The following is a 17,954-nucleotide window of genomic DNA, read 5'->3' as shown; positions in this document are numbered from 1 at the left end:
CGGCGCGGGTCGGCGAGACCGTCCGCCCCGGGACGCGTCGCGCGGAAGGGCTGTGGTGAGCGGACGAGCGGAGACCGGCGAGGCCGGAACGGGTGGGGCGCGCCCCGCCCGGGACCGGCGCGTCGCCCCCCGGGGGAGTGGGTCATGAAGCGTTGGGGTGAGTCGCCGTTCGAGGCGCACCTGCCGCCCGAGACCGTCCTCGCCCAGATGGAGATGGCGGTCGTGGTGTGCGACCGGTTCTCCAACGTGATCTACGGCAACCACTTCGCGCGGCAGCTGTTCGGGTTCGGCGGCGACGACGTCATCGGGCACTCGATCCTGTCCCTCGGCATCGCCGAGGAGGACCACGAGCAGGCCACCGAGCTGGCCAAGCACGTGCTCAAGGGCGGTGTCTGGGAGGGCACCTTCTGCAACCAGCGCGCCGACGGCTCGACCGTCTACACCCGCGCGCACGCCGTCCCGCTGCGGCACCCGTCCGGCGCGGTGGACGGCATCGTGATCTTCGCCCGCGAGGCGCTCCGCTCCAACCAGCGCGAGCAGGACCGCTACGGCATCCTGGAACGCATAGGGGAGCGGCTCTCGGCGTCCCTGGAGCTGGCCGCGACGCTCCAGCGGGTCGCCGACACGCTCGTCCCGCAGTTCGCCGACCACTGCTTCATCGACCTGTTCAGCGGCGACCGGCTCTACCGGCGGGTGTCCGCGCACGCGGGCGGCTGGGAGCCGCCGCCCGGCACCTGGGCCGAGACCGGCGAGCCGGTGTCCTACCCGCCGGGCCACTTCGCGACCCGCGCGATGAACCGCCGCGACGCCGTCCTCGTCGAGGACATGCTGCAGCACCGGTTCGCCGCGCCGACCCAGGAGTCCCAGCGGCTCGGCGACGCGATGGGCATCACCTCGGTGATCGCCGCGCCGCTGATCGCGCGGGGCGAGCTGCTCGGCGTGATGTCGCTGGCGCTGTCGAACCTGTCCCGCCGCCCGGACCCGCACTACGACGGCTTCGACCGCGACCTGATCGGCGCGATCGCGTCCCGGATCGCGCTGGCCGTCGACAACGCGCTGCTGTTCGAGGAGGAGCGCGAGACCGCGCTCGCCTTCCAGAAGCACCTGCTGCCCGGCGAGCGCCCGCCCAGCCCGGACGGCCTGCAGATCGCCTGGCGGTACGAGCCCGCCCGGCCGCTGGAGTCGCACGGCCACGGCATCCAGACGCAGGTCGGCGGCGACTGGTACGACGTGATCCCGCTGTCGGCCGGACGCGTCGGGCTGGTCATCGGCGACGTCGAGGGCCGGGGCGCGCGGGCCGCCGCGGTGATGGGCCAGCTCCGCGCGGCGCTGCGCGCGTTCGCGCAGGACGACAAGCCGCCCGCCGACATCCTGCGCAAGCTGGACGAGTGGGTCCGCACGATGACCCGGCCGTCCCGGATGACCTCGGGCTGGAGCAACGACGACCTCGTCCGCCCGCCGCTGGTGTCGTGCACCTACTTCGTCTACGACGCGTGGTCGCGGGTGCTGGAGTTCGCCAACGCCGGGCACGACCCGCCGCTGCTGTTGGTGGACGGCGAGGTCCACGACCTGAAGTTCGAGAGCGAGGGCGCGATGCTCGGCGTCCGCGCCCAGGGCATCGGCGGCGAGATCCTGTTCAACGAGGAGACCGCCGAGCTGAAGCCCGGCTCCACGCTGGTGCTCTACACCGACGGGCTGATCGACCGCCGCCCGCGCGAGGACGGCGGCTACTACAGCCGCGAGCAGGCGCGCGAGGCCGTCCGCAGGGCCGTCGCGTCCGTCGCCCGCAAGGACGTGGAGGCGATCGCGGGCGCGGCCTACGACGCCATCCCCGGCGATATCGCCGACGACGTCGCGATCGTGGTGATCCGCACCTCGCCGGAGGAGCTGGCCGTCGCCGACCGCACCTTCCCGGCCGAGCCGATCATGGTGTCGGAGGCGCGGCGGATGGCCTCCGACGCGTTCGCCGCCTGGGGCATGCCCGCCGAGCAGGCCGAACTCGCGTGCCTGCTGGTGTCGGAGGTCGTCACCAACGTCGTCCTGCACGCCGCCGCGACACCGGCGCCCCGGCGCGAGCTGGTCCTGGACGGCGGCCCGCCGGTGCACTTCAACCTGGACGAGGACGACTGGAGCCTGCCGCCGGAGGGCGGGGCCGACCCCGTGGACGTGCTGGGCTCCGACCTCGGCCGCCGCGAACCGGTCACCAAGGAGTTCCGGGTCCGCCTCCGCAAGGGCGCGGACGCCGTGTGGGTCGAGGTCTTCGACGCCGACATGCGGCTGCCGCGCATCCGCAGCGCGGGCGAGACCGACGAGGGCGGCCGCGGGCTGTACCTGGTCGACCAGCTCGCGACGCGCTGGGGGGCCCGTCCGACGCAGAACGGCAAGGCCGTCTGGTTCCAACTGCCCTTGCGTTAGCCGTCTGGTCCCGACTGCCCCTGCGCTAGCCGTCTGGTTCCAGCTGCCCTTGCGTTAGAGGGCGTACGGCCCGGGCCTTACGGGACGAGGACGGCGGCGCCGGCGAAGCGTCCGGCGCGGAGGTCGTCCAGGGCCTTGTCGGCCTCGTCCAGCGGATACTCGTGTGTGGTGACCTTGAGGCCGAGGCGCGCGGCGATGGTGAGGAACTCCTCGCCGTCCGCGCGGGTGTTGGACGTCACCGAGCGCACCTGGCGCTCCTGGAACAGGTGCCGCTGGTAGTCCAGGGACGGGACGTCGCTGAGGTGGATGCCCGCGATGGCGAGCGTCCCGCCGCGGTCGAGGCGTTCGAGCGCGGCCGGGACGAGCTCCCCGGCGGGCGCGAAGCAGATCGCGGCGTCGAGCAGCGCCGGGCCTTCGTCGAAGGACTCGCCCGCCCACGTCGCGCCCAGTTCCAGGGCCAGCTCGCGTGCCTTCTCGCCGCGCGTGTAGACGTGGACCTCGGTGCCCTCGGCGAGGGCGACCTGCGCGGCGAGGTGGGCGGAGCCGCCGAAGCCCCAGATGCCGAGGCGCCCGCCGGGCGGGACGTCCGCGCGGCGCAGCGCGCGGTAGCCGATGATCCCGGCGCAGAGCAGCGGAGCGGTGCGGACGGCGTCGAGATCGTCCGGGAGCCGGTACACGAAGGCGTCCACGGCGAGCGCGAAGTCGGCGTAACCGCCGTCCTCGTCCCAACCGGTGTAGACGGAGTACGGGCAGAGGTTCTCCGCGCCGCGGCGGCAGAACTTGCACTTGCCGCACGTGCCGCGCAGCCAGGCGACGCCGACGCGGTCGCCGGACTCGTGCACGCAGTCCGGGCCGGCCGCCACGACCTCGCCGACGATCTCGTGGCCCGGTACGACGCCCTTGCGATGGACGGGCAGGTCACCGTCCAGGACATGCAAATCGGTGCGGCACACCCCGCAGGCCAGCACCTTCACCAGCAGCTCGCCGGGGCCGGGCTCGGGCGCGTCCCGCTCGGTCCGCCGCAGCGTCCCCGGCTCGGGGACCGTCCACGCGTGCATTTCTCCAAGCTACGCCGCGCGGTTCCGGGTGCCTCAGATGGGTTCGGCGGCCAGGTGCGCCCAGGACTGGGTGAACCACAGCTCGCCGCCGATGATGCGCGGCTTGGCGCCGGTGCGCGGGCCGCCGTCCACCTCGTCCAGCAGCTCGGTGCGGATCACGTCGGCGGCGTCCGCGTCGGACGCCCCGGCCAGCCACGGTTCGAGCGGGCGCTCGACGGTGAACACGTCCAGCCGCTGGACGTTCGCGCCCGCCGAGACGATCAGTTCGGTGAGGCCCGCGATGGACGGCGTGCCGGGGTGGTTCGGGTCGCGCAGCCGCTCGATCCGGTCCCGGTCGGTGCCGGCGGTGTTGCCGCGCACGAGGTCGGCGATGACGACCCGCCCGTCCCGGCGGCACACCCGCAGCAGCTCGCGCAGGACGCGTTCGGGACGGCCCAGGTGGAACAGCGCGAACCTCGTCGTGACCAGGGAGAACGAGCGGTCCTGGTAGGGCAGCGCGGACGCGTCGGCGCGCACGGCCCCCGCCGGGAGCCTGCGCGCCTCGAACGGCAGGGCGTGCGACGGCGGGACGGCGTCCACCGGCTCCTCGCCGAGGTCGGCGATGCGGACCGGGCCGGTGCCGAAGGTGGTCGTGGCCGTGCGGGCGTTCCGGGACCGCAGCGGGGACGCCGCGTCGACCGCCGTCACCCGCCGCACCAGGCCGCTGAGGGCGGCGGGCAGCGGGCCCGGGCCGCGCGCGACGTCCAGGCAGACGTCGCCCGCGCGGGGCTCGGCGAAGTCGAGCAGCCGCCGCAGGTGGGGGGCGACGGCGCGGCCGGGCTCCTGGAGTGTGGTCGCCGGATGCGGCACGTCTGGACTCTCCCTCGGCTCGGGGGCGGCGGTGCGGCGGGGACCCACCCGCCCGCCGCCGGTCGAGGACGTCCGGCGGGCGTGAGCGGGGAGGGGTGAAGCCGGTTTCGTCAGTTATGACTCCGTGACCCGGCGATAGGTTCGACTCCGATGTAGAACATCTCCGTCCGGTTCCCGGAAAACCTGGCCGGAGGCGGCCGCCGGTTCCGGCCGGGGAGCGCGCTAGCTGCCGAGCTGGTGCCCGAACAGGGCCAGCGCGACGAGCACGAACACGGTGATGACGGCCATCCGGGTCGGCGCGCCCAGCTTGAGCCTCGCCGCGACCCACCGCACGCAGAACGCGACGAGCAGCCCGGTGACGGCCAGGGCGAGCAGTGCTTGCATGGACGGCCACCTTCGTTCCGGGAGGACGGGCTACAACCATGACCATAACTCGGTCAGAGCCGGGTCACCGGCCGGTCGCGCCGGGGGATAACCTCCGGTTCGTGGCTGATGTGACGGAAACTGAGAACAAGGGCGTCGCCGAGCGGCTCGACGCGGTCATGCTGAACGTCGCCCGCGCCCGGATCGCGGTGGGCGTCGCCGCCTTCGCCGCCCCCAGGCTGACCGTGAAGGCCATGGGCCTCGGCGGGCACGCGGACGCCGGACGCGACTACGTCACCCGGATGTTCGCGGCGCGCGAGCTCGCGCTCGGCGCGGGCTACCTGCTGAGCCGCGGCCCCGCCCGCAAGACCTGGGCGCGGCTCGGCCTCGTCGTGGACGGCCTGGACACCGTCAACGGCCTCCGCAGCCGTCCGGGCCTCCCGCTCTGGGTGGCCGCGGGCGCGACCGGCATCGCCGCGGGCGCCACCGCCCTCGGCGCCGCCAAGGTCACCCGCGACCTCCTCCCCTGACCCCGGGGCGGCCCCTCCCGAGCCGGGACGTCCTTCCCCAGGCCGGGACGTCCACTCCGACCCCAGGACGTCCTCTCCCGTCCCCGGAACGTCCTCTCCTGCCCCGGGGGCGGCCCGGTCGGGGAGCGTGGGCGCGCCCGGCACGTGATCTTTGCGCGGGTGCGGGTAGGTCCCCTGGGACATGAACGGACGGTTCGGGGGGACCGGACGGGCTTTGGGGGGCGGATGTCCACAACGACGGCTGAACCTGCCGCGCGCGAGATGCCGAAGGGCCGGGAGCTGGCGGTCGTCCTCGGGGCGCTGATGCTCTCGATGCTGCTGGCGGCGCTCGACCAGACGATCGTCGCCACGGCGCTGCCGACGATCGTGGGCGACCTCGGCGGGCTGAACCACCTGTCCTGGGTGGTGACGGCGTACCTGCTGTCGTCCACCGCGTGCACGCCGCTGTGGGGCAAGCTCGGCGACCAGTACGGGCGCAAGCGGCTGTTCCAGGCGTCCATCGTGATCTTTCTGGCCGGGTCCGCGCTGTGCGGGGTAGCGGGGAGCATGGGCCAGCTGATCGCGTTCCGCGCGATCCAGGGCGTGGGCGGCGGCGGCCTGATGGTGCTGGCGATCGCGATCGTCGGGGACGTGGTGCCGCCCCGCGAGCGCGGCCGGTACCAGGGCCTGTTCGGCGCGGTGTTCGGCGTCTCCAGCGTGTGCGGGCCGCTGCTCGGCGGCTGGTTCGTCGACAACCTGTCCTGGCACTGGGTGTTCTACATCAACCTGCCGATCGGGCTGCTCGCGCTGGCCGCGATCGCGTTCGCGCTGCACACCAGGCCCGTCCGGCACAAGCACAGGATCGACTACCTGGGCACGCTGCTGATCATCGGCTGGGCGACGGCGCTGGTGCTGATGACCACCTGGGGCGGCACCGAGTACGACTGGGTGTCGCCGCAGATCATCGGGCTCGGCGTGCTCGCCGTGGTGCTGATCGTGCTCTGGGTGTACGCCGAGCACCGCGCCGCCGAGCCGATCATCCCGCTGCGGCTGTTCCGCGACTCCACCTTCGACCTGTCCTCGGCGATCGGGTTCGTGGTCGGCTTCGCGATGTTCGGCGCGATGACCTACCTGCCGCTGTTCCTGCAGGTCGTGCACGGCGTGTCGCCGACGATGTCGGGGGTCTACCTGCTCCCGATGATGCTCGGGCTGCTGGTCGCCTCGATCGGGTCCGGCCAGCTGATCAGCAAGAACGGCCGGTACCGGATCTACCCGATGATCGGCACGCCGATCGTCGCGCTCGCGCTGTTCCTGCTGTCCCGGATGGGCGTCGGGTCGTCCACGCTGTCGATGAGCCTGCGGTTCGCGCTGCTCGGCTTCGGCCTCGGCCTGGTCATGCAGGTGCTGGTCATCGCGGTGCAGAACCGGGTGGACTACGCCGACCTCGGGGTCGCGACGTCCGCGGTGACGTTCTTCCGGCAGATCGGCGGGTCGTTCGGCGTCGCGGCGTTCGGCACGGTGTTCGCCAACCGGCTTGCCGGCAACATCACCGACCTGGCCAAGAAGGGCGAGTTGCGCGGCGGGTTCAACCCGGCGGCCGTGCAGGGCAACCCGAAGCTGCTGGACAAGCTGCCGCCGAACGTCCACTTGGACCTGCTGCACGCCTACTCGGACGCGATCTCCAAGGTGTTCCTGTACGCGGTGCCGGTCGCGCTGGTCGCGTGCGTCCTGACCTGGTTCATGAAGGAGACGCCGCTGCGGTCCGGCGCGGGCGCGGTCGACGCCGTCCAGCCGCTCGGGGACGGCTCGTCGCGCACGGAGGCCGAGCGCGCGCTCAGCGAGCTGATCCGGAACGACCCGTCCGCGCTGGAGCTGTACGGACGGCTCGCGCAGGCGGCCGGGGTGTCGCTGCCGCCCGAGCAGATGTGGGCGCTGTGCCGGATCGCCAAGGACGGCTCGGTCCGCGGCGAGGACCTGGCCGAACGCGCCGGCGTGACGGTCGAGGAGGGGCGCCCGCACGTCCGCGGGCTGGTGGAGGACGGCCTGGTGACCTCGGACGGCACGACCCTCGCGCCGACCGAGCGCGGGACCGAGGTCGCCGAGCGGCTCGTCCGGGCGCGGCGCGCCGGGCTCGCCCGGCAGATCTCCGACTGGTCGCCGGACGAGAACCCGGAGCTGGCCGACGTCCTCACCCGGCTCACCCGCGCCACGCTGGGCGACGACGCCGAGGGACGCGCCGTGCACGGGCGCGGGCGGCACCGGGCGGAGCGGTCCGGCCGCCGCTAGCCTGGCCGGATCCACGGGCGCGGGCCCCTTGCCCGGAGACGTGCGGACAGTACCGAGACCCAGGTCACAGGAGATTGCGCCGGGGGCGTTGTAATCTCATACTGACTGACCGAATCTCACTCGGTTTCGGGACGGAACCCCAACCCCTGGCTTTTGGAGGCGCAGTGGCCGAGGCGTACATCGTCGGCGCGGTCCGTACCCCCGTCGGTACCAAGAAGGGCGCACTGAAGGACGTCCACCCCGCCGACCTCGGCGCGCACGTCCTGAAGGAGCTGGTCGACCGGACCGGGGTCGACCCGGCCGCGGTCGAGGACAACATCATGGGCTGCGTCATGCAGGTCGGCGGCCAGGCCCTGGACATCGCGCGCACCGCGTGGCTGTCGGCCGGGCTGCCGGAGAACGTGCCCGGCGTGACCATCGACCGGCAGTGCGGCTCGTCCCAGCAGGCGATCCACTTCGCCGCGCAGGGCGTGCTGTCCGGCACGCAGGACCTGGTCGTCGCGTCCGGCGTCGAGCACATGGCGAAGGTCCCGATGGGCGCGTCCATCGTGCAGGGCCTGGACTTCCCGTACGGCGAGCGCTGGGCCGAGCGGTACGGCATGCAGGAGATCTCCCAGTTCCGCGGCGCGGAGCTGATGGCCGAGAAGTGGGGCTACAGCCGCGAGGACCTGGAGCGGTTCGCGCTGGAGTCGCACCGCCGCGCCGCCAAGGCGATCGAGGCGGGCCACTTCGACCGCGAGATCGCCCCGCTCGCCGGCCTCGCCAAGGACGAGGGCGCCCGTCCGGACGCCTCGATGGAGAAGATGGCCACGCTGAAGACGCTGCGCGACGGCGGCGTCATCACCGCGGCCGTGTCGTCGCAGATCTCCATCGGCGCGTCCGCGCTGCTCATCGCGTCCGAGGAGGCCGTCCGGCGGCACAACCTCACCCCGCGCGCCCGCATCCACACCCTGGCCGTCACCGGCTCGGACCCGGTCTACATGCTGACCGGCCCGATCCCGGCGACCGAGAAGGCGCTGGCCAAGAGCGGCCTGTCCATCGGCGACATCGACGTGTTCGAGGTCAACGAGGCGTTCGCGCCGGTGCCGCTGGCGTGGGCGCAGGAGACCGGCGCGTCCCTGGAGAAGACCAACCCGAACGGCGGCGCGATCGCCCTCGGCCACCCGCTGGGCGCGACCGGCGGCATCCTGATGACCAAGCTGCTGCACGAGCTGGAGCGCACCGGCGGCCGCTACGGCCTCCAGACGATGTGCGAGGGCGGCGGCCAGGCCAACGCCACCATCATCGAGCGCCTCTAGCCGTCCGCTTTCTGGCATCGTTCGGGCGGGACCGCGTGGCCGGTCCCGCCCGTTCATCTTGGAACAGGGGCCTGTGGCCTTGGGAGGCGCTGTGTACTCGACGATCCTGTACTCCGTGTCCGAGCGGATCGCGCGCATCACACTGAACCGGCCCGACGCGCGCAACTCGCTGAACGACGCGATGGTGGACGAGCTGCTCGACGCCTTCGCGCGCGCACGAGACGACGACGAGGTCCGGGTCATCGTGCTGACGGGGGCGGGGGACCGGGCGTTCTGCGCCGGGGCCGACCTGGGCGGGCTGGCCGCGTCCGGCGTGGCGGCCACCCCCGAGGAGCTGCGGGCGAGCGCGCCGTTCCGGCTGTTCACCGCGTTCCCGAAGATCGGCAAGCCGGTGCTCGCGCGGCTCGCCGGGCACGCCGTGGCGGGCGGGCTCGGCCTCGCCGCCGCGTGCGACCTGGTGCTCGCCGCCGACGACGTGAAGCTGGCGACACCCGAGGTCAACGTGGGGCTGTGGCCCATGATGATCATGGCCATCATCAACCGGAACGTCGCGCCCAAGCACGCGTTCAAGCTGTACTACACCGGCGAGCGGATCACCGCCGCCGAGGGCCGCGAGATCGGGCTGGTCACCGAGGTCGTCCCGCGCGCCGACCTGGACGCCCGGGTGGACGGGCTGGCCCGCACGATCGCGTCCAAGTCGCCGATCGGGCTGCGGCGCGGCCGGGACGCCTTCTTCGCGATCGAGGGCCGTCCACTGGAGGACGCCGTCGAGCACCTCCTCGGCGAGCTGGTCGCGCTCGCGGCGACCGAGGACGCCAAGGAGGGCATCACCGCCTTCCTCGAAAAGCGGACCCCCGACTTCAAGGGCCGCTGAGCCCGCCGCTGGGCGCGCCGCTGGGCGCGCGGCTGAGGTTTCGAGGAAGGCGGTCGCGCCGGGGTCAGCGGGCGGACGGGCCGACGTTCGCGGTGGTCAGCGGGACGCGGGACACGCGGGCGGTGGAGAGTTCGTCCGCGCCGATGTCGGCGCGTCCGACCGCCGCCTGGCCGTCGATGTCGGCGCCCTGGAAGGGGCTCTTCGCGGCGTTCACGGCCGGGCTGCCCTTGGCGAGGTGCTGGAGGCCGCCGGCGGGCTTCAGCTTCGGATCGGCGAACCGGTAGCCGGACGCCGGGACGCCCGGCGCGCCCTTGGCAGGCGCGAAGAACAGGTTGCCCGCGAAGGACGAGTTGAGGACGCTGACGCTCACGGCCGGGGCCGTGGACGTCCGGACGACGTTGTCGGCAAAGGTCAGGTCATGCGCCTTGCCACCGCCCGAGTGGTCGCTCTTGACCTGGCCGAGGACGGTGTTGTGCGTGAACCGGACGTGGTCGGCGGGCCAGTAGGCGTTCGGGTCGGACGTCCCGCCGCCGACGGTGACGCCGCCTTCGACGTAGTTGGTGTGGATGTCGTGGCCGCGCCCGTAGAAGCGGATGCCGGACGTCCCGAACAGGTCGTTGCCGTAGACCTGCGAGTCGTTGCTGAAGCGCAGGACGATCCAGCCCTTGCTGTTCCGGAACGTGTTGTACCGGACGACGTTGTTCGACGACTTGACCGAGATGCCTTCGGCGTCGCCGTTCGCGCGGTCGAGCAGGTTGCCCTCGATGAGCGCGTGCGCCGGAACGGCGCCCTTGTCGCCGTAGCCGAGCCGGATGCACTCGCCGCCGTTGGACCCGCTGTAGCCGTGGTCGCTGAACAGGTTCGCGTTCACGTGCGTCCGCTGGGCCATGGCCTTGCCGGGGCCGTTGATCTGCAGGTACACGCCCTGGGACCGCTTGTGCGCGAACGTGTTGTGGTCCACCTGGACGTCGTCGGCCTCGACGCTCACCCAGTTGTTCTTGCCGGACGGCTCGGCCAGCCGGAACGTGTTGCGGGTGAACCGGACGCCGGGCGAGTCGGCGGGCACGGCCGGCGCCTGCCGGGTGTGGAAAACGAACCCGGCGAGCGTCACGTAGGGCGAGCGCGCGATCGTGATGCCGCCCGTCCCGGTCAGGACGACCTTGCCGGTGTGCTGCGCGGCGACCGTGATCCGGGCCTGCTTCGTCCCGGCGCGTCCGGTGATCGCCACGGGCGCGTTCAGCGTGTACGAACCGTCGCGGAGCAAAACGGTGTCGCCCGGCCGCGCCGCATCGACCTTCTTCTGGAGGTCGGCCGGGGAGGACGCCAGGACCGTCCGCCCGGCGACCGCCGAGACCGCCGTCCCGTGCCCGCCGCCGGTCGTCGCCACCGCGACCGCCGCCGCGGCCCCGCAGGCGAGCGCGCCCGCGCCCGCCGTGATGAGCGTGATCCGTGCCGTCCGTCGCCTCGCCATGGGACCTCCGTGATCGTCTGGGCTGGCGGCAGTGTAGGGGCGAACCGCCGTCCACGGGGACGAAAACCCCAAGTGTTCAACTAGCGGCCGGGGCGGGCGCCGGCTCCAGGAGGACGGGCGCGTCGTCCCGCGGCGCGTCCGGGAGCAGCGGTTTCACGACGAGGAACTGGAACGCGGCGAGGACGAGGCAGAGGGCGGCCGTGCCGGTCCAGAGCGCGGCGACGCCCGCGTGCTGGAGCGTCCAGGTGGCGGTGACCGGCGCGATGACGGCGGCGAATCCCCAGCTCAGCCCGTATACCGACAGGTAGTGGCCGCGGCCGTCCGGCGGGGCGAGATCGGCGACGGTCGCGTACACGCGGCCGAAGATGAGCAGGTCCCCGGCGCTCCACACGACGGTCGCGAGCGCGAGCGGGACGAGGCCCTGCACGAACGCGTACCCCGCGAAACCGGCGGCGAGCAGGACGCAGCCGCTCGCGAGCATCACGGGCGTGGAGAGCGCGGCGAGCCGTCCGAGCCGCAGCAGCGGTTGGCCCGCGACCGTGCTGACGGCGGCGACGGTGAACAGGATTCCGGCGTCGGCCGCGTCCAGGCCGCTGTGCCGCATCGACAGCGGCAGCGCGACCGTGACCTGCGTGTAGACGAGCGCGTAGAACGTCCCGCAGCCGAGCAGCGCGAGCAGCGCCGGGTCGCGCCAGGGAGACGCGCCGGTCCGCTTCGTCCCGGCGCGGAGCGGGCGGTCCAGCGGCAGGACGCGCCGGACCACCACCGCGCACGCCAGGCAGGACGCGGCGTCGATCACGAACAGCCAGCGCAGGTCCCAGCGCCCGACCGCGGCCGCGATCAGCCCGGCGCCGGTGCCGCCGGCGGCGAGGGCGGCGCTGAACAGGCTGTACGCGCGGGCCCGGTCGGCCGGCCCGACCGCGTCCGCGATCATGGCCTGGCTCGCCGGTTCGTAGATCTCGTAGACCAGCCCGAGCAGCACCGCGAACGCGAGCACCTGCCAGACCGTCCCGGCGGCGGCGATCGCGAGCTGCGCGACCGCGCACCCGGCCAGCCCGAGGACGATCGAGCGGCGGCGCCCGATCCGGTCGGCGAGCCGCCCGCCGAGCAGCCGGGACGGGATGGTCGCCACCCCGAACGCGGCCGTGACCAGCCCGGCAGTGACCGGGCTCGCGCCGAACCGGACGACGGTCAGCGCCGCGAGGAACGGCACCGAGAACGCGCCGAGCCGGTTCACCGCCCGCGCGGCGGCCAGCAGCCACACGCTCCGCGGCAACCGGCCCCGGCCTTGCCCGCTTCCCCTCACGACGTCCTCCGTAACTGCCATCTGCAAGAATGACAGTCACGACGGTAGGCGGGCATGCCGTAACCGGTCAATCCCGTTTCGACAGTTACATCGGCGGAGTGCCGGGGATCACAGCGTCAGGCTGAGCGTGCGCTGGATGCGCGCCGCCGTCGCCTGCATCCGGTGCACCCGCGCCTCCACCTTGGGCAGTTTCGTCGACCGGCACGAGATCGCGAGCGCGCCGACCAGGCCGCCCGTCGCGTCGGTCACCGGGACGGCCGCGCAGCCGGTGCCGATCGCGTACTCCTCGTGGTCGAGGGACAGCCCGGTCTGCTCGTCCAGCACGTGCATCAGGCGGCGCGGCTCGGTGATCGTGTGCGGGGTCAGGTCGACCAGCGGGTGCCGGGACAGGTAGTCGCGGCGCCGGTCCTCGTCGAGCTGGCCGAGCATGCACTTGCCGATCGCGGTCGCGTGCGCGGCCTCGTCGAAGCCGACCCACAGGTCCACCCGCGGCGCGCGCGGGCCGTCCGCGATGTCCACGATGCGGATCTCGTCGTCCACGTGCATGCCGAAGTAGGACGCGACGCCCAGCTCGTCGCGCAGCGCGACCAGCGCCGGGCGGATCCGGGTCAGCAGCTGCTGCGCCCGCGCCTGGCCCTGGAGCGAGTGGACGCGGTCGCCCAGCACCCACGCGCCGTCGGTCAGCCGCAGGGCGTAACCCTCGTGGGCCAGGGTACGGAGCAGGTGATATGTGGTTGCGAGCGGCAGTCCCGCCTCACGGGACAGCTGCTTGGCGGGCGCGCCGTTGGGGTGCGAGGCCACGGCCTCCATGAGCCGCAACGCGCGCTGCACCGAGGAGATGAGAGTAGGTCTCCGTGTCTCATCCATCACGCACAGCGAACCCCTCCGGCCGGGCAGCGGCCAAGGACATGGGCGGTACGCGACCATTGGATCACCTTCCGTGCGGACCGGCGGGCGTTTTCGCCAAGTCGGTCTTGGAGGCACCCCTACTCATCGGTACCACTCGGGAGTAACTTCGCGGGGAGAGCCCCCGGGAGCACGTCCGAGGAGTCGGCATGAACCAGCCGGACCACGCCGCCCAGACCGGAACGCGGAACGCCGCCCAGGCCGGAACGCAGAGCGGCGCCCAGGCCGGAACGCAGGTGGACGAGCGCACCGCCCGCAGGGTCGCCGAGGAGGCCCGCGAGGCCGAGTGGCACCTGCCCAGCTTCGGCAAGCAGCTCTTCCTGGGCGACTTCCGCCTCGATCTGATCCATCCGCATCCGCGTGGGGACGCCGCGTCCCACCGCAAGGGCGAGGAGTTCCTCGCGCGGCTGCGCGAGTTCTGCGCCACCCGCGTCGACCCGATGCGGATCGAGCGCGAGGCCCGCATCCCGGACGAGGTGGTCAAGGGCCTGCGCGAGCTCGGCGCGCTCGGCATGAAGATCCCCGAGGAGTACGGCGGGCTCGGCCTCAGCCAGTACCACTACGGCCGGGCGCTGATGGTGATCGGCTCGACCAGCCCGGCGCTCGGCGCGCTGGTGTCGGCGCACCAGTCCATCGGCGTCCCGCAGCCGGTCAAGCTGTTCGGCACGGACGAGCAGAAGGCCGCGTGGCTGCCGGTCAGCGCGCGCTCGGTCACCGCGTTCCTGCTCACCGAGCCGGACGTCGGGTCCGACCCGGCGCGGCTGCGCGCCACGGCCGTCCCGGACGGCGACGACTACGTCCTCAACGGGGTGAAGCTGTGGACGACCAACGGCGTGATCGCCGACCTGGTCGTGGTCATGGCGCGCGTCCCGAAGAGCGAGGGGCACCGCGGCGGGATCTCCGCGTTCGTCGTGGACATGCACAGCCCCGGCATCACGGTCGAGAACCGCAACGCGTTCATGGGGCTGCGCGGCATCGAGAACGGCGTGACGCGGTTCCACGACGTCCGCGTCCCGGCGGCGAACCTCGTCGGACCCGAGGGCGCGGGCCTCAAGGTCGCCCTGACCACGCTGAACACCGGACGGCTCTCGCTGCCCGCGATGTGCGCGGCGGCGGGGAAGTGGGCCACCGGGATCGCCCGCGGCTGGACGGCCGAGCGCGTCCAGTGGGGACGGCCCGTCGGCGAGCACGAGGCCATCGCGAAGAAGGTGTCGTTCATCGCCGCCACGTCCTACGCGCTGGAGGCCATGCTCGACCTGTCGAGCCGGCTGGCGGACGACGAGCGCAACGACATCCGGATCGAGGCGGCGCTCGCGAAGCTCTGGGCGTCCGAGATGGCCTCCCGGATCGCCGACGACCTCGTCCAGATCCGGGGCGGGCGCGGCTACGAGACGGCCGAGTCGCTGGTCGCCCGCGGCGAGCGCGGCGTCCCGGTCGAGCAGGTCTTCCGTGATCTTCGAATTAACCGAATATTCGAAGGAAGCACGGAGATTATGCATTTGCTCATCGCGCGCGAGGCGGTGGACGCGCACCTGTCGGTGGCCGGTGACGTCATCGACCCGGACGCGTCGCCGAAGGACAAGGCGCAGGCGGCGGCGCGCGCCGGGGGCTTCTACGCGCGCTGGCTCCCGACGCTGGTCACGGGGTCCGGGCAGCGTCCGGGCGCGTACAACCAGTTCGGACCGCTGGCCAAGCACCTGCGCTACGTGGAGCGCGCCTCGCGCAAGCTCGCCCGCTCGACGTTCTATGCGGCCGCGCGCTGGCAGGGCGGGCTGGAACGGCGCCAGGGCTTCCTCGGGCGGATGGTCGACATCGGCGCCGAGCTTTACGCGATGAGCGCGGTCTGCGTCCGCGCCCACGCCGACGCGCATCCCGAGGGCGACCCGGTCGGCGAGACCGCCGTGCAGCCGCCCGCCTCGGCGCTCCGGCTGGCCGACGCGTTCTGCCGCCAGTCGCGGGTGCGGGTCGAGGAGCTGTTCGAGGCGCTGTGGCACAACACGGACGCGGCGGACGCGAAGCTCGCCCGCGAGGTCCTGCACGGCGATTTCGCCTGGCTGGAGGAGGGCGTGCTCGACCCGTCCGTCCCCGGCCCCTGGATCGCGCCCGCCGAACCGGGCCCGAGCGAGCGCGAGGACGTGCACCGCTTCATCGGCTGACCGCCGGCTCATCGGCTGACCCGCGGGTTCATCGACTGACCCGCGGGTTCATCGACTGACCCGCGGGCCCCATCCGCCCCTGCCGTCCGATTGGGCGGAGACATCCGGGAGGACGGACTAGCTGCGGATCATCGCACAGTGTCACCATATGAAAACTCTCCGCCTGCCTTCGGCCCGGTGTGTCGATATGTTGCAGCCACCCGGCGGTGGTGCGGTTCGCCGGGGCGCCCGGCGGCCGGATCGGCGGAGACGGCCGCACGGAGGTGAGCGAAGGGACGGCGGGATGCTCAGCATGATCGTCGACGAGGTGCGGGAGCCGGCGTGGAACCTCGCGCTGGACGAGGCGCTGGTCCGGGTGCCCGGCCCGCGCGGGCGGTGGCGGAGCGGCGGGCGGCGCGGTAGACCCGCGGGCCCCGGGACGGTGCCGCCACCGCGCCCGGAAGGCCCTGCCTTCGGCGGCCCGCGCATCGACGGCCCGAACTTCGACGGGCCGGATTTGGACGGGCCGGATTCGGGAGGTTCGCGAGGTGGCGGGACGGACTTCGGCGGGCTGCGGCTCGGCGGAGCGGACTTCGGCGGAGCGGACTTCGGTGGGCCCGGCTTCGGCAGGCCGTCGCGTGTTAGTGGGGCGGGGATCGAGCGTCCGCGCCGCGACCGGCCGCGGGTCGACGGGCCGCATCTGGACGGGCCGTGCGGGCTCACGGCGGCGGAGCGGTCCATCCCGGTGGTGCGGGTCTGGCAGAACGCGCCGTCCGTGGTGATCGGCCGGTTCCAGAACGTCGAGGAGGTCGTGGACCTGGCGGCCTGCGCCCGCGACGGGGTCCGGGTCGTCCGGCGGGCGAGCGGCGGCGGCGCGGTCTACACCGACTCGGGCACGCTGCTGTTCAGCCTGGTCAGGCGGCCGCGGCCGGGCGAGCGGCGGGTCCCGCCGGAGCAGCCCGACCTGGACGTCCTGGTCGGCACGGCGCTCGGGCGGCTCGGCTACCCGCCGCACGTCCTCGCGGGCGGCGGAGCCGGGGGAATCGCAGGCGGGATCGTGCAGGCCGCCTGGCTGCACGCGCACGAGGCCGTCCTCACCCATGTCGCGGTGCACGTCACACCGATCAACGCGTACGGGCCGGTCTACCTGATGCCGCCCGCGCCGGACCGCCGGAGGAGGCGGCGCGCGCCGGGGCCGGCCGGGCCCGAGCGGCACACGCTCGCCGACCTCGGGATGCCGATCACGCTCGACACCGTCCGCGCGGCCGTGCTGAGCGAGATCATGGACGTGTACGGGATCGCCCGGACCCGGCGTCCGGACCGGCGCGAGCAGGCCGCCCGCGACCATCTGTACAGCGTCCGCTACGGGGACGTGACCTGGAACCTCTCCGGTCCCGCCGGCCCCAGGCGGGCCGCCCGGGAGTTCACCGGCGGCTGACCGCGGGTTAACCGCGCGGGGAGCGGGCATTCACCCGGCGCTGACCTGGCGGTTTCCCCAGGTTGGCGCGGCCGGGCCGATAGGACCGTCCGGGTCACCGGCTGTGGGTAGACTGACCCGACCCTTTGTGCCCGAGATCGGCATCGGTCTGTCACACAGCATCCGAGCGAGCGGGAAGTATGCAGTCACCAGGTCAGAAGAAGAGCATCATGGGCGGCGTCCTCAGCCTGCTGAGCAGCGGCCCCAAGCAACCCGGGCCGGCCGCGCCGCCCGCCGCCGGCGAGGACGTCGTCCAGCCGGCCGCGGGCGAGGGAGCGCTGGAGAACCACCTCGGCGGCGACGAGGCTCGCAACTACCGCAAGTACGAGTACGACATGGTCGCCCCGCACGTCGGGCGCAAGCTCCTGGAGATCGGCTCCGGGCTCGGCCACTTCTCCGAGCAGTTCGCGGGCCGCCTGGACTACCTGGTCGTCAGCGACAACGACCCGTACTGCGTCGGCGAGCTGCGCAAGCGCTACGACGGCAACGACGACGTCGAGGTCCTCGACCTCGAACTGCCCGCGACGATCGACATCCGGCAGAAGGTCGACACCGTCGTGATGATGAACGTCCTGGAGCACATCAAGGACGACGTCCAGGCGCTGCGCGACCTCGCCGCCGTGACCGAGCCCGGCGGCCGGATCGTCATCTGGGTGCCCGGCTACATGCAGCTGTACGGGGACTTCGACCGCAAGGTCGGGCACGTCCAGCGGTACACCCCGACCACGCTGGAGAAGTCGGTCCGCGAGGCCGGCCTCGTCCCGGACGTGCTCAAGCCGATCAACTTCCTGGGCGGAATCGCCTGGTGGGCGGCGGTCCGGCGCGGTGGCGCGGGCTACCCCGACCCCCGGCTGGTCAAGATCTACGACCGGACGGTCATCCCCACCACGCGGGCCATCGAGCGGATCGTGCGCCCGCCGTTCGGGCAGACCGTCCTCTGCGTCGCCCGCGTCCCGGAGTAGCGCTTCCGGAGTAGCGCTTCCGGCGCGGACGCGCCTTTCACCTGG

General features: G+C 73.0%; 14 protein-coding genes. 8 read left to right on the top strand and 6 right to left on the bottom strand.

Features of this window, described 5'->3' with window-relative positions:
- Nucleotides 1-144 precede the first annotated feature (144 nt).
- Nucleotides 145-2,415: an ATP-binding SpoIIE family protein phosphatase gene (locus tag FHU30_RS12135; protein WP_253874984.1), complete on the top strand. Its 2,271-nt coding sequence runs from the start codon at nt 145-147 to the stop codon at nt 2,413-2,415.
- A gap of 77 nt (nt 2,416-2,492) precedes the next feature.
- Here FHU30_RS12135 and FHU30_RS12130 read toward each other — a convergent pair whose 3' ends face one another.
- The 3 genes from FHU30_RS12130 to FHU30_RS12120 all read right to left on the bottom strand — a co-directional run bounded on the left by FHU30_RS12130 (nt 2,493) and on the right by FHU30_RS12120 (nt 4,706).
- Nucleotides 2,493-3,473: a zinc-dependent alcohol dehydrogenase family protein gene (locus FHU30_RS12130; protein ID WP_253874983.1), complete on the bottom strand. Its 981-nt coding sequence runs from the start codon at nt 3,471-3,473 to the stop codon at nt 2,493-2,495.
- Between the two features lie 33 nt (nt 3,474-3,506).
- Complete coding sequence (locus FHU30_RS12125) at nt 3,507-4,322, bottom strand: class I SAM-dependent methyltransferase (RefSeq protein ID WP_253874982.1); 816 nt, start codon at nt 4,320-4,322, stop codon at nt 3,507-3,509.
- 222 nt (nt 4,323-4,544) lie between these two features.
- Nucleotides 4,545-4,706: a hypothetical protein gene (locus FHU30_RS12120; RefSeq protein ID WP_253874981.1), complete on the bottom strand. Its 162-nt coding sequence runs from the start codon at nt 4,704-4,706 to the stop codon at nt 4,545-4,547.
- A gap of 101 nt (nt 4,707-4,807) precedes the next feature.
- On the opposite strand from FHU30_RS12120, the gene FHU30_RS12115 reads away from it, so the two are divergent.
- The 4 genes from FHU30_RS12115 (at nt 4,808) to FHU30_RS12100 (ending at nt 9,652) form a co-directional block, all read left to right on the top strand.
- Nucleotides 4,808-5,215, top strand: coding sequence for a hypothetical protein (locus FHU30_RS12115; RefSeq protein WP_253874979.1), 408 nt, complete (start codon nt 4,808-4,810; stop codon nt 5,213-5,215).
- Nucleotides 5,216-5,440: 225 nt separating this feature from the next.
- Nucleotides 5,441-7,480 carry an MFS transporter gene (locus tag FHU30_RS12110; protein WP_253874978.1) on the top strand — a complete coding sequence of 680 codons (2,040 nt, stop codon included), beginning with the start codon at nt 5,441-5,443 and terminating at the stop codon, nt 7,478-7,480.
- Nucleotides 7,481-7,644: 164 nt separating this feature from the next.
- On the top strand, nt 7,645-8,778 hold the full coding sequence (locus FHU30_RS12105; RefSeq protein WP_253874976.1) for an acetyl-CoA C-acetyltransferase: 1,134 nt from the start codon (nt 7,645-7,647) through the stop codon (nt 8,776-8,778).
- 91 nt (nt 8,779-8,869) lie between these two features.
- Nucleotides 8,870-9,652: an enoyl-CoA hydratase/isomerase family protein gene (locus tag FHU30_RS12100; protein ID WP_253874974.1), complete on the top strand. Its 783-nt coding sequence runs from the start codon at nt 8,870-8,872 to the stop codon at nt 9,650-9,652.
- A gap of 64 nt (nt 9,653-9,716) precedes the next feature.
- Here the strand turns inward: FHU30_RS12100 and FHU30_RS12095 are convergent, their stop codons facing one another.
- From FHU30_RS12095 to FHU30_RS12085, 3 genes are all read right to left on the bottom strand, one after another.
- On the bottom strand, nt 9,717-11,123 hold the full coding sequence (locus FHU30_RS12095; RefSeq protein WP_253874973.1) for a polysaccharide lyase 6 family protein: 1,407 nt from the start codon (nt 11,121-11,123) through the stop codon (nt 9,717-9,719).
- Nucleotides 11,124-11,199: 76 nt separating this feature from the next.
- Nucleotides 11,200-12,399, bottom strand: coding sequence for an MFS transporter (locus FHU30_RS12090; RefSeq protein WP_253874972.1), 1,200 nt, complete (start codon nt 12,397-12,399; stop codon nt 11,200-11,202).
- A 138-nt stretch (nt 12,400-12,537) separates the two neighbouring features.
- On the bottom strand, nt 12,538-13,296 hold the full coding sequence (locus FHU30_RS12085; protein ID WP_253874971.1) for an IclR family transcriptional regulator: 759 nt from the start codon (nt 13,294-13,296) through the stop codon (nt 12,538-12,540).
- Between the two features lie 188 nt (nt 13,297-13,484).
- On the opposite strand from FHU30_RS12085, the gene FHU30_RS12080 reads away from it, so the two are divergent.
- The 3 genes from FHU30_RS12080 to FHU30_RS12070 all read left to right on the top strand — a co-directional run bounded on the left by FHU30_RS12080 (nt 13,485) and on the right by FHU30_RS12070 (nt 17,909).
- The gene (locus FHU30_RS12080; RefSeq protein WP_253874970.1) at nt 13,485-15,491 is read left to right on the top strand and encodes an acyl-CoA dehydrogenase family protein; all 2,007 of its coding nucleotides are present in this window, start codon (nt 13,485-13,487) and stop codon (nt 15,489-15,491) included.
- Between the two features lie 283 nt (nt 15,492-15,774).
- Complete coding sequence (locus FHU30_RS12075) at nt 15,775-16,908, top strand: lipoyl protein ligase domain-containing protein (protein ID WP_253874969.1); 1,134 nt, start codon at nt 15,775-15,777, stop codon at nt 16,906-16,908.
- Nucleotides 16,909-17,087: 179 nt separating this feature from the next.
- Nucleotides 17,088-17,909 (top strand): class I SAM-dependent methyltransferase, encoded by an 822-nt coding sequence (locus tag FHU30_RS12070; protein WP_253874968.1) that lies wholly within the window; start codon nt 17,088-17,090, stop codon nt 17,907-17,909.
- Nucleotides 17,910-17,954: the final 45 nt, after the last annotated feature.

It is taken from the genome of Actinomadura rupiterrae (assembly GCF_024172125.1).
Lineage (GTDB): Bacteria > Actinomycetota > Actinomycetes > Streptosporangiales > Streptosporangiaceae > Spirillospora > Spirillospora rupiterrae.
This window is presented reverse-complemented; position numbering and strand designations above follow the sequence as displayed.